The sequence below is a fragment of the Agarivorans sp. QJM3NY_30 genome (genome assembly GCF_050870855.2).
Lineage (GTDB): Bacteria > Pseudomonadota > Gammaproteobacteria > Enterobacterales > Celerinatantimonadaceae > Agarivorans.
The window spans coordinates 2,100,489-2,112,588 of sequence record NZ_CP194038.2 but is presented as its reverse complement, the minus strand read 5'-3'; the positions used below and the strand labels follow the sequence as shown (position 1 = coordinate 2,112,588).

Annotated in this window: 11 protein-coding genes; 1 reads left to right on the top strand and 10 read right to left on the bottom strand. The window is 44.2% G+C overall.

The features are described 5' to 3' along the window. Position 1: 1 nt before the first annotated feature. From sucA to sdhC, 5 genes are all read right to left on the bottom strand, one after another. Positions 2–2,803, bottom strand: a complete 2,802-nt coding sequence (gene sucA, locus ACRRSX_RS09720; protein ID WP_432469654.1) for a 2-oxoglutarate dehydrogenase E1 component — start codon at positions 2,801–2,803, stop codon at positions 2–4. A 121-nt stretch (positions 2,804–2,924) separates the two neighbouring features. Continuing rightward, positions 2,925–3,638: a succinate dehydrogenase iron-sulfur subunit gene (locus tag ACRRSX_RS09715; protein ID WP_432453403.1), complete on the bottom strand. Its 714-nt coding sequence runs from the start codon at positions 3,636–3,638 to the stop codon at positions 2,925–2,927. A gap of 9 nt (positions 3,639–3,647) precedes the next feature. Beyond that, a complete protein-coding gene (sdhA, locus tag ACRRSX_RS09710) occupies positions 3,648–5,417 on the bottom strand; it encodes a succinate dehydrogenase flavoprotein subunit (RefSeq protein WP_432453404.1) in 1,770 nt (589 codons plus the stop codon). Between the two features lie 5 nt (positions 5,418–5,422). After that, a complete protein-coding gene (gene sdhD, locus ACRRSX_RS09705) occupies positions 5,423–5,764 on the bottom strand; it encodes a succinate dehydrogenase, hydrophobic membrane anchor protein (RefSeq protein WP_432453405.1) in 342 nt (113 codons plus the stop codon). Continuing rightward, on the bottom strand, positions 5,758–6,135 hold the full coding sequence (sdhC, locus tag ACRRSX_RS09700) for a succinate dehydrogenase cytochrome b556 subunit (protein WP_432453406.1): 378 nt from the start codon (positions 6,133–6,135) through the stop codon (positions 5,758–5,760). Before sdhC ends, sdhD begins: the two co-directional genes overlap by 7 nt. A gap of 402 nt (positions 6,136–6,537) precedes the next feature. Here sdhC and gltA point away from each other — a divergent pair, with 402 nt between their 5' ends. After that, positions 6,538–7,809, top strand: coding sequence for a citrate synthase (gene gltA, locus ACRRSX_RS09695; protein ID WP_432453407.1), 1,272 nt, complete (start codon positions 6,538–6,540; stop codon positions 7,807–7,809). Positions 7,810–7,893: 84 nt separating this feature from the next. On the opposite strand, the gene ACRRSX_RS09690 is transcribed toward gltA, so the two are convergent. From ACRRSX_RS09690 to msbA, 5 genes are read right to left on the bottom strand one after another with little or no spacing between them, the layout of a single operon-like run. Next, entirely contained in the window at positions 7,894–8,370 is a 477-nt protein-coding gene (locus ACRRSX_RS09690; RefSeq protein WP_432453408.1) for a DUF2947 family protein, read from the bottom strand. 32 nt (positions 8,371–8,402) lie between these two features. After that, a complete protein-coding gene (kdsB, locus tag ACRRSX_RS09685) occupies positions 8,403–9,167 on the bottom strand; it encodes a 3-deoxy-manno-octulosonate cytidylyltransferase (RefSeq protein WP_432453409.1) in 765 nt (254 codons plus the stop codon). Further along, positions 9,164–9,352, bottom strand: coding sequence for a Trm112 family protein (locus ACRRSX_RS09680; RefSeq protein ID WP_432453410.1), 189 nt, complete (start codon positions 9,350–9,352; stop codon positions 9,164–9,166). The genes kdsB and ACRRSX_RS09680 overlap by 4 nt, the downstream gene beginning before the upstream one ends. Further along, complete coding sequence (gene lpxK / locus ACRRSX_RS09675) at positions 9,336–10,322, bottom strand: tetraacyldisaccharide 4'-kinase (RefSeq protein WP_432453411.1); 987 nt, start codon at positions 10,320–10,322, stop codon at positions 9,336–9,338. Before lpxK ends, ACRRSX_RS09680 begins: the two co-directional genes overlap by 17 nt. Then, positions 10,322–12,070, bottom strand: a complete 1,749-nt coding sequence (gene msbA, locus ACRRSX_RS09670; RefSeq protein WP_432453412.1) for a lipid A export permease/ATP-binding protein MsbA — start codon at positions 12,068–12,070, stop codon at positions 10,322–10,324. Before msbA ends, lpxK begins: the two co-directional genes overlap by 1 nt. Between the last annotated feature and the right edge of the window lie 30 nt (positions 12,071–12,100).

Genomic DNA, 12,100 nt, shown 5'->3' with positions numbered 1-12,100 from the left:
ATTATTCAACGGTCAACGCATCAGTAACTAGGGCGCGTTGTTGTTTCAAGTGAAGGGACATGTAACCCACTGCTGGCGACGCCGAGGCTGGTCGTCCAGCGTAACGTAAATTTGCACCTGCTGGGATAACCGATTTGAAATTATGCTGGCTGCTATACCAAGCACCTTGATTAAGCGGCTCTTCCTGACACCAAACAAAACGTTCAACATGCTGATATTGCTCAAAAATCTGTTTCACATCTTGCTCTGGGAATGGATACAATTGCTCAATCCGTATTAACGCAACATCTGTCTGTTCATTTTTACGACGCTGCTCGAGCAAATCATAGTAAACTTTACCTGAACACATGACAATTTGACGAACTTGGCTCGGATCCAGTTCATCCACCTCATCAATCGCGTTGCAGAACTGACCATTGGCGAGCTCATCCAGAGAAGACACCGCCAGAGGGTGACGCAGTAACGATTTAGGAGACATCACGACTAAAGGTCGACGCATCGGTCTGATTTGCTGACGACGCAACATATGATAAACCTGAGCGGGAGTAGAAGGCACACACACCTGCATGTTATGTTCAGCACACAACTGTAAGTAACGTTCTAAACGCGCAGATGAGTGTTCAGGACCCTGCCCCTCATAACCATGAGGTAATAACATCACTAAACCACACATCCGACCCCATTTTTGCTCACCAGAAGACAAGAACTGATCGATCACCACTTGTGCACCATTGGCAAAATCACCAAATTGAGCTTCCCAAATAACTAAGGTTGAGGGCTCTGCAGTGGTATAACCATACTCAAATGCGAGCACAGCCTCTTCCGATAATACCGAGTCAAATAAGGCTAGGTGCCCTTGCTGCTCAGATAGGTGCTTGAGTGGGATATAGGTAGAAGCGTCATTTTGGCTATGCAACACCGCATGGCGATGGAAGAAAGTACCACGACCAGAATCTTGTCCAGTAAATCGAATATTCTGCTTAGCGTCTAATAAACTGGCATATGCCAAGTTTTCAGCAAAGCCCCAATCAACCGCCTTCTCACCACGGCTCATTAAGATCCGGTCATCATTAATTTTCTTAACCCGCGGATGCAACTTGTGCGTTTCTGGTACAGTGGTTAATCGCTCACCCAAGCTATAAATATCCTCGATGGGTAAACTAGAATCGTAAGCCATATCCCATTCATGCCCAAGATATGGCCGCCAATCCACACTGTGCTGTGTCATCGGACGCCATTCTTCAACCACGCAATCGCCGTTATCCAATTGGTCACGGTATCCATTGACTAGCGCTGTCGCATCGGTGCTTTCAAGCTGTCCACGCTGTATTAACAAATCAGCATAAACTTTACGCGGCGTCGGATGTTTTTTGATTTGTTGATACATCAAAGGTTGAGTTGCGTTCGGTTCATCCGCTTCATTGTGACCATGACGACGGTAACAAACTAAATCAATCACCACATCACGTTTAAAAGTATTACGGTAGTCCAAAGCCATACGGCTAACAAAGGCAACGGCCTCAGGGTCGTCACCATTAACATGGAAAATAGGCGCCTGAACCATTTTTGCAATATCGGTACAATATTGGGTAGAACGCGTATCTCGAGGATTCGAGGTGGTAAAACCAACTTGGTTGTTTACCACAATACGCACAGTCCCTCCCACCTTAAAGCCACGCGCTTGCGACATATTAAAGGTTTCTTGCACCACACCTTGCCCAGCAATAGCCGAGTCACCATGAATGGTAATTGGTAAGCAGTTCTCGCCTTCCCGACGATCCTGTCGAGCTCGAACTGACCCCATCACCACCGGATTAACAATTTCCAGATGCGAAGGGTTAAATGCCAAAGACATATGAACTTTACCACCGGGGGTTTCAAAATCGGAGCTAAAACCTTGGTGATATTTAACATCCCCGGTGCCCCAACTTTCATCATGCTTACCGGCGAATTCATCAAACAATTCTGAAGGGTTTTTGCCTAGAACATTAACTAGAACGTTCAAGCGCCCTCGGTGAGCCATGCCCACAACCACTTCTTTAGTACCTTGGATCCCAGCAGAACGAACGATTTCCTTGAGCATCACTAATAGGCTATCGCCACCTTCAAGAGAAAATCGTTTAGCTCCGGGAAATTTCGCACCAAGATATTTCTCTAAACCTTCAGCGGCAGTTAAGCTTTTTAATAAGCGCAACCGATCCTCTTGAGTGAATTTACCCTGACCTTCAACAGATTCTAAACGACTTTGGATCCATCGTTTTTCTTCAGTGTCGGTAATGTGCATGTATTCCGCACCAATCGAACCACAATAGGTTTTGAGTAAAGATTTGTGCAGGTCTTTTAATGCCATCGTTTCTTTACCAATAGCATAAGAACCAACATTGAAGGTTTCTTCAAAATCAGCGCTATCTAGGGCATGAAACTCTGGAGATAAATCGGCTACACGCTCTTGCTGCCATAAACCGAGTGGATCAAGTTGAGCATGCTGATGGCCACGAAAACGATAGGCGTTAATCAATTGCAGTACTTTAACTTGCTTGGCACTATGCTGAGGGTCTTCAACCGGTGAGCTAAAGCGTGAATTATCTTTAGCTAAACGGCGGAAATAATCACGGATTGGAGCGTGGGGGGTGTCTTCGACTGCACCGTTGACTGCAGGGAGCTCTGAAAATACTGCCTGCCATTGTTCAGATACAGATGAAGGGTCTTCTAAAAATGCCTCATAAAGATCTTCGACATAGGTCGAATTAGCACCAGCTAAATGCGAGGAATCTAGCCAGGCTTTCATTACGCCATTTTGCATTTAAACGCTATCCCTTTCTTTTTGCGTCATATTAGACTTTGTAGGGTTTGATAAAAAAATAGCCATTCTACCGAGGTAAAATGGCTATTTAGAACCAGTTAATTAAAAATTAACTGTATTACTAAACAGCCCGTTTGATCAGCATCGACTTAATGTGACCAATCGCTTTTGTAGGGTTTAATCCCTTAGGACAAACACTTACACAATTCATAATGCCATGGCAACGAAAAACGCTAAAAGCATCATCTAATTCTGATAAACGTTCATCAGTCGCCGTATCTCGACTGTCTGCCAGCCAACGATAAGCGGCAAGCAAACCCGCTGGACCAACAAACTTATCAGGGTTCCACCAAAATGAAGGACAAGCCGTAGAACAGCAAGCACAGAGAATACACTCATACATACCATCCAATTTTTCACGTTCTTCAGGGCTCTGCAAATTTTCGCGAGCCGGAGGCATTTTCTGTTCGCTGATTAAATAGGGTTTAATACGGGCATAATTATCATAAAACTGTCCCATATCGACAACTAAGTCACGAACAACAGGCAAGCCAGGTAACGGGCGTATCACAATATCACCTTTACCTAATAGATCTGACAAAGGCGTGATGCAGGCTAAACCATTTTTGCCGTTCATGTTAAGCCCATCTGAACCACACACGCCTTCTCGACAAGAACGTCGAAATGCAATGCTAGGATCTTGTTCTTTCAGCTGAATTAATGCATCCAGCACCATCATATCAGAGCCTTCAGGGACCTCAAGATGATATGACTTCATATGGGGTTTTGTATCTGTTTCTGGATTATAGCGGTACAAAGAAAAGTTAACGTTCATTGCCGCCTCCTAATAAGTGCGAATTTTAGGTTCAAAAGCTTCACGTAGATTGGGTGACATATTCACCTCTCTACGTCCCATAGTTTCAGTGCTCGGTTCAAATATAGAGTGGCATAACCATTGTGCGTCATCACGCTCGGGGTAATCGAACCGGCTATGAGCACCACGACTCTCGGTACGGAAATTAGCCGCATGAGCAGTCGCAATAGCGGTTGCCATCAAATTATCTAACTCTAAGCACTCAACCCGCTGGGTATTGAAGTCTACCGATTTATCATCGAGGCGAGCGTTTTCCAAACGTTTACGGATCTCTTGCAGCTCTTTTAAACCTTCGGCCATTGACTCGCCTTCACGAAACACCGAAAAATTAAGTTGCATGCATTGCTGTAAGTCTTTACGAATTTGCACTGGGTCTTCACCATCATGGCTCGAATTTTCCCAGCGATTATAACGCTGCATTGCCGCTTCCAGATCTGCTTCTGAAGCATCAGCCATATCGATATCGCGGCTCAGGTATTCACCCAAGAATTTACCCGCAGCGCGGCCAAATACCACTAAGTCGAGTAAAGAGTTACCTCCGAGGCGGTTTGCACCGTGAACCGACACACAGGCGATTTCGCCAACCGCAAATAAACCATTTACGATTTGATCTTCACCTTTGTCATTTTGCCTAATCGCTTGACCATTCACATTACAAGGAATGCCCCCCATCTGATAATGACAGGTTGGGATCACTGGAATGGGTTCCTTCACAGGATCTACGTGTGCAAATGTACGAGACAATTCACAGATCCCTGGCAAACGACTTTCTAAGACTTGCTCACCCAAATGATCCAACTTCAACTTAAGATGTGGACCCCAGGGGCCATCACAGCCACGGCCTTCACGAATTTCGGTCATCATTGAACGAGCAACCACATCTCGACCAGCCAAGTCTTTCGCGTTAGGCGCGTAACGCTCCATAAAACGTTCGCCGTCTTTATTGAGCAGGTAACCGCCTTCACCACGGCAACCTTCTGTAACCAGAACCCCCGCGCCAGCAATGCCAGTGGGATGGAATTGCCACATTTCCATATCTTGAATTGGTACGCCTGCTCGTAGCGCCATGCCCACACCATCACCGGTATTAATATGTGCATTGGTCGTTGAGGCAAAAATTCGTCCAGCCCCACCAGTCGCTAATACGGTTGCTTTCGCTTTGAAATAAACGACTTCACCACTTTCGATATCCATGGCTGTACAACCCACCACATCGCCATCAGCATTCTTCACTAAATCCAATGCGTACCATTCGGAAAAAATCGTCGTCTTATTTTTTACATTCTGTTGGTAAAGCGTGTGTAATAAAGCATGACCAGTTCGGTCTGCGGCAGCGGCTGTCCGTGCAGCTTGCTCACCACCAAACTCTTTCGACTGACCACCAAAAGGACGTTGATAAATGGAGCCATCATCAAAACGAGAAAACGGTAAGCCCATCTTCTCTAGTTCAATGACCACTTCCGGTCCGACATTACACATATATTCGATCGCATCTTGGTCACCGATATAATCAGAGCCCTTTACGGTGTCGTACATATGCCATTGCCAGTTATCTTTATGCGAATTGCCTAAAGCAACAGTAATTCCACCCTGAGCTGATACAGTATGAGAACGTGTCGGAAATACCTTAGAAATAAGAGCGCAAGACTTGCCCTCTTTAGAAATTTGTAAAGCTGCGCGCATACCCGCGCCACCTGCGCCGACCACTACGGCGTCGAATTCTCTGATAGAAATGGCCACTCGACCTACCCCCAAATAATGAACAAGCCACTAGCAACATAAATAAGCGCTAGTACTGTTAAAGAAAACTGCAGACCCATTCGTAATGCTGTAAATTTCACGTAATCGGTCAAAACTTGCCATAAACCAATCCAAGCATGTATCAGCATGGAAATGAGTGCTAGCAAAGTGAATACCTTAGTTGGGAGCCAAGCAAAAAAACCACTCCATGATTGGTAAGTCACGTCGGTACACGCAATGAAACCAAGCATATAGAGGGTATATAAAGTTAAGATGATGGCGGTTGCGCGAATGAGTATAAAATCATGTACTCCGCTCCGGCCAAATGTTGCAGCATTAGTTACCATACAATTACTCCCATTAACAACGCCAATACAGCGGTGATGATGAATGAGACTTTAGCGCTAGAAGATGCTGTATCTAGCTCTTCCCAATAGCCCATATCCATAATGAAATGACGTATTCCACCAACAATGTGATACATCAACGCACTTAGGCTCGCCCATAGAATCAATTTCACAAAGAAATTGTCAATGATGGACAAAACATTCGCAAAACCTTCTGCCGATTGAAGGGATTCGGCAAGCAGGCCTAACAAAATAGCTAAGGCGAAAAAGGTAATCACACCGGAAACACGATGCAAAATAGATGCAATGGCAGTGATGGGAAGTTGGATGGTTTGTAGGTCGAGGTTTACTGGTCTTTGTTTTGTTTTCACGGTTCTCTGCCCACTCAGTTCCTAGAGTTTTATTATGATGATAAAGTTAGGCTCAGTATAGGGCATTGAGTTGCGATAATGTTAATTTTGTGAACTTAAGCTCTAAAACTAGACTAAAGTCTAAAAAATACATTTCCATTGTGCAAAAAATGCTCGTGCCAGCGCCATACTTCGCAAGAATTATAACGCCCACATAACACAAATACAATTAACATTTCCTTCATTTAGCTATTTCAATGCAACTAAACAGCCGAATTAAAGCTAAATATTAACACATCCGACACAAACAACCACAAATCATAACAACAGCCAATTGACAATTGAAGTCATTCTAGGTCAGAATGTACCTCGCTTTGTATCCAAAAAAATTAATACAATTAGAATAAGCAAGGGAGACATGCTATGGCTGATAAGAAAGCCACCCTCAAGCTGCCAGGACAAGATGCATACGAAATGCCCATCATGTCAGGTACCGCAGGACACGACGTAATAGATGTTCGAACTCTAGGTTCGAAAGGTTATTTTACTTTCGATCCAGGCTTTTTAGCGACTGCTTCATGCGAGTCAAAAATCACCTATATCGACGGTGAAAAAGGCATTTTGTTACATCGGGGTTACTCGATAGAAGAATTAGCAAAACATGCCGATTACCTTGAAGTTTGTTACATTTTATTGTTCGGTGAACGACCAAACGTTGAGCAATACGAAAGATTTAAAACAACTGTTACCCGCCATACCATGGTGCATGAACAATTAATCCACTTTTTCCAAGGATTTCGTCGTGACTCTCATCCCATGGCAATCATGGTCGGTGTTGTTGGTGCGCTATCTGCGTTTTATCATGATTCTATGGATATCACGAATGTGCGTCACCGTGAAATTGCGGCCTACCGTTTGATCTCTAAAATGCCAACCCTCGCGGCAATGAGCTACAAATATTCAGCAGGCCAACCTTTTGTCTATCCTCGTAACGATTTGAGCTACGCTGCAAACTTTCTCAATATGATGTTCTCGGTACCAACTGAAGAATATAAAGTGAGTCCAGTGGTAGAACGTGCGATGGATCGGATATTTACGCTGCATGCCGATCATGAACAAAATGCCTCGACTTCAACGGTCCGTTTGGCAGGTTCTTCTGGGGCCAATCCATTTGCTTGCATCGCAGCAGGTATTGCCTGTTTATGGGGTCCCGCTCATGGCGGTGCTAACGAAGCCTGTCTCAATATGCTAGAAGAAATCGGTTCGGTTGATCGCATTCCAGAGTTTCTTAAACGCGCGAAAGACAAAAATGATCCATTCCGCCTGATGGGCTTCGGTCATCGCGTCTACAAAAACTACGATCCTCGAGCCACCGTAATGCGCGAAAGCTGCCATGAAGTTCTCAATGAATTAAACATTGATGATCCACTATTAGATGTGGCGATGGAGTTGGAACGTATTGCATTATCCGACCCTTACTTTAAAGAGAAGAAGTTGTTCCCCAACGTCGACTTTTACTCAGGCATCGTACTGAAAGCGATTGGTATTCCTGTGAGCATGTTTACCGTGATTTTCGCACTTTCTCGTACCGTGGGTTGGATCGCCCATTGGAAAGAAATGATGGAAGAAGATACTCAACGGATTGGTCGACCTCGCCAGCTTTATACCGGTGAGCCTCAACGGCCGTTTAAGTAAGTTGTTATTTTAGTCTAATCAATATACACAAAAATCCGAGACTCAGTTCTCGGATTTTTTATTCGAATCAAAGACCAAATATGCTTAGCTGGCCTTACTTCCCCACTGAAAACTACCGTTCGCCAAGAACTGAACCACCTCGTTACGCTTTTTTCCTATCAACAGAGCGCCATCATCCATAAATAAGAAGTTTTTCCAACAACGTTGAAATGTGCTCCATGTCGTTTCAATAATATGACGTTGATCGTTACAGTAATAAACCACAGTGTTGTCTTGCCATTGTAAATGCGTGACTAATTCTTCAGGAAGACTCGCTTGTTCACTGTCCCAAACATTCTCCCAGTTCCCTTGTCCTTGCCAAGTTTCGATACTGAAAGCCCAATCTCCCTTACGAAAAAAATCAGGATGATCAACTTGCTTACTGACTAACTCTTTCCACAGCATACTCGCCCTAGTTTCAGTCATTGGTTTTATCGCAATAGCATCTTGCTCGCTAATCGGCATATCGGCTCGACTAAAGATCCACGATTTTTTATGTTCAGTTAAAGAAATGTAATTCATAATAATTCTAATTAATAAATGAAATCACTCAATCAGTCTAAAGACTTAATTGAAGAGCACTTTAGCTTAAATAAGGCTCTGACTTTTTCAAGATCTTCCGGAGTATCAACCCCGTGTGCCGGCGTTTCTAAAGCCCTTGCCATTTTTATCTTGTAGCCATGCCACAATACTCGCAACTGTTCTAACTTTTCCATTTTTTCCAGAGGAGAAGGCGACAGCTGTATATATTCATCCACGAAATGAGCCCGATAAGCATAAATTCCAATATGCCTTGAATAAAGATCAGCTTGCCACTGACCATCCCGTTCAAAAGGGATCGGGGCGCGGCTAAAATAGAGAGCGTGATTATCCTTGTCACACACCACCTTGACCACGTTTGGATCATGAATGTCAGTGTCTTCAAGAATAGGCACTGAAAGGCTAGCCATTTTTACTGCTGGTGCGTCTTCTAATAAGCCAGCTACCTGAGCAATCACCTTCGGTGGGATCATTGGCTCATCCCCCTGAACATTAACCACGATAGTATCGGCGGCAAACGCTAAACGCTGACATACTTCGGCTAAACGTTCAGTGCCCGACTCATGGCTCTGGGCCGTGAGTATGACCTCGGCTTGAAAGGACTCTGCGACATCAACAATTCGTTGGTCATCAGTAGCAATCACGACTCGTTCGGCACCTGACAATAAAGCTTGCTGATAAACTCGCTCGATCATGGTTTTACCAGCAATATCTTGCAAAGGTTTAGCTGGTAGTCGAGTTGACTGATAACGCGCCGGAATCACCACGACAAACTTCATTGCGGTAACTCATTTAAAGACATCTCACGGGCTTCACTGGTTAATAACACCGGAATAGCGTCTTTTATGGGATAAGCAAGGCGATCAAACTTACAGACTAATTCGTTGTTTGGTTTATCATAATGAAGCTTACCTTTACACAAAGGGCAAGCGACTATTTCAAGTAAATTATGTTCGACTGACATTGGTTTTTTCCTGTAATAAAGAGAAAAAGTGCTGATAAAATGCAGCTGGCAGCACACTATCTACAGGCAAATAATACCAATCAGTACCTGCCGTATGGCGATATTTTATCGCATCTTTTTCCGTCATAATCAGTGTTTTATTAAACAGTTCACGTTGTTGTTGCAAAGTTAAGGGTCGATGGTCATCTAAAGCCATATGCTCTATTGCATGAATCCCTAAAGGGATAAGCGATGAAAAAAAGCGTTGGGGATTACCAATCCCCGCGAGCGCAAGATCTACCGTAGATAAGTTTTGCACCACCGAATCATCCATTACTTTTCGAATTGCAGAAGCCTGCAAGCTTAAAATGTAACTCTCCGCCGAGAATGCTGGCTCCCCATTGCTAATCACAATATCGGTGCGAGCTAAACGCGAAGCTGGTTCTCGTAACGGACCTGCCGGTAAACACAAGCCATTCCCCAAACCACGTTGCGCATCAATTACGGCAATTTCAATATCTCGCGCTAAGGCATAATGTTGCATGCCATCATCACAAATAATAAGGTCAACGCCAGCTTGCAAAATAGCATGGCAAGCACGACTTCGGTTTGGGTCCACCATCACCGGACATCGACTACGCAAATAAATCAGTAAAGGCTCATCACCACAATGTTCGCTGTCGCTTGAGGCATCGACTTGAAAAGGATAATGTGGAGCCTTGGCCCCATACCCTCGGCTCACCACACCAGGTTTGAAGCCATGCTTTTTTGCAGCTTCCACTAAGGCCAGTACAACCGGTGTTTTGCCATTCCCTCCAACGCTAATATTCCCCACGACCACCACCGGTACGGGACAAACATATTGACCCAGCCATCCTTGCTGATAAGCCAAACGACGCAGCCTCGCAATGAAGCGAAATAGATAACTGAATAGCAGCAATGGGACAATTTTAAACCAGTGCTGCTTAGCGCTTTGGTACCAAAACTTCACTATTTTTGGCCAAATTGAATTTGATGTAACTGATAATAGGTCCCTTTTAAAGCCATAAGCTCGGAGTGACTACCTTGTTCTACAATACATCCCTCATCAATCACCACAATGATGTCGGCATTCTCAATGGTGGAAAGGCGATGCGCAATCACAATCGCAGTCCTGTCAGAGCATACGCGATCGATGGCTTGTTGGATTTTACGTTCTGATTCAGTATCTAAAGCTGAGGTGGCCTCATCGAGGATCAGCACCGGGGCATCTTTTAACAAGGCACGAGCAATGGCAATGCGCTGTCGTTGTCCACCAGATAACATCACCCCTTTTTCGCCAATGATGGTATCGTAACCTTCTTCAAATTGTTCAACAAAGGCGCTTACGTTAGCCATCTCGGCCACCCGCTCTATTTCTTCTCGAGTAGCATCATCTTTGGCGTAACCAATATTTTCGGCGATAGTACCACTAAATAAGTGAACCATTTGAGACACTTGAGAAAACTGGTCACGTAAATTCTTCAACTCATAGTCTTGCAATAAACGTCCATCTAAAGTGATTTCACCAGCCGTAACTTCATAAAACTTGGGTAACAAACTGGCAATGGTGCTTTTACCACTGCCCGAACGCCCGACCAAAGCAACGGTTTGGCCCGCTTGAATCGTTAAATCGATCCCTTTGAGTACTAATTCGTTTTTAGTCGGGTACTTAAAGTTCACTTGCTTTAAACAAATGTCGCCTTGCGCCCGTTTGGTTTTGTAGCTGCCTGTATCAGATTCAGTATTCATATCCATGACCGTAAACAGACTAGTACAAGCCGCCATCGCACGTTGCACATCATTGTTCAACTGAGTCACCACCCTTAACGGCTTTAACAACATCATCATCGAGGTGACAATAATCGTAAACGTACCCGGCGTTAATTTGTCAACTAACTCAGGAAATGACGCCACATATAGCACAACGGATAAACCAATCGAGGCAATAAATTGAATAGCAGGGTTGGCAATGGCGCTGACCGTTGCCATTTTCATTTGCTGGCGACGGATCATATTACTGGCATGATCAAAGCGCTGTGCTTCTTTGTTCTGGCCACCAAAAGACAAAATTTCACGATGGCCATTCAACATTTGTTCGGTAGTGGTGGTCACATTACCGACAGCGTGTTGTAAATGAGTGCTAATTTTACGAAAACGACGACTAACGAGATTAATTGCAAAACCAACTGGTGGACCAATCAAGAAAAAGATCAGGGATAACTGCCAGCTGTTATAAAACATTAAGCACAGCAAACCGATAATGGTAGCGCCTTCTCGAACTAGATTCACCAAACTAGCGGTGGCAGCAGTACTCACTTGGTTCGAATCATAAGTAATTTTTGAGAGTAAGCTCCCCGTTGGGTTTTTATCAAAAAATGACACTGGCATGAGCATCAGATGATTAAAAATCTGTCGCTGGATTTTCATCACCAAATGGCCACCCACCCAAGACATACCGTAACCGCTAGCAAAACCACATATTCCCCGCAATAACACAATACCGAGAACAAAAATCGGCATATAGGTTAATACTGCAGGGTTACTGCCAGACAATCCCTCATCGATTAACGGTTTAATTGAATAAACAAACATAGTATCTACCGCGCCGTAACCAATCATGCCAATAACGGCAACAATCAAGCCAATTTTGCGGTCTTTCACATAGCCTAATAAACGGATAAAGTTAGCTTTTGTATCAGTAGCTGTATCTGGAATCATAAGAACAGAGTTATTCCATCGGAAAAATTG

Bases quoted from the DNA above. Each gene is read 5' to 3' on its own strand.
- sucA (WP_432469654.1), bottom strand. From the start codon at position 2,803: ATGCAAAATGGCGTAATGAAAGCCTGGCTAGATTCCTCGCATTTAGCT.
- ACRRSX_RS09715 (WP_432453403.1), bottom strand. From the start codon at position 3,638: ATGAACGTTAACTTTTCTTTGTACCGCTATAATCCAGAAACAGATACA.
- sdhD (WP_432453405.1), bottom strand. From the start codon at position 5,764: ATGGTAACTAATGCTGCAACATTTGGCCGGAGCGGAGTACATGATTTT.
- gltA (WP_432453407.1), top strand. From the start codon at position 6,538: ATGGCTGATAAGAAAGCCACCCTCAAGCTGCCAGGACAAGATGCATAC.
- ACRRSX_RS09690 (WP_432453408.1), bottom strand. From the start codon at position 8,370: ATGAATTACATTTCTTTAACTGAACATAAAAAATCGTGGATCTTTAGT.
- kdsB (WP_432453409.1), bottom strand. From the start codon at position 9,167: ATGAAGTTTGTCGTGGTGATTCCGGCGCGTTATCAGTCAACTCGACTA.
- ACRRSX_RS09680 (WP_432453410.1), bottom strand. From the start codon at position 9,352: ATGTCAGTCGAACATAATTTACTTGAAATAGTCGCTTGCCCTTTGTGT.
- msbA (WP_432453412.1), bottom strand. From the start codon at position 12,070: ATGATTCCAGATACAGCTACTGATACAAAAGCTAACTTTATCCGTTTA.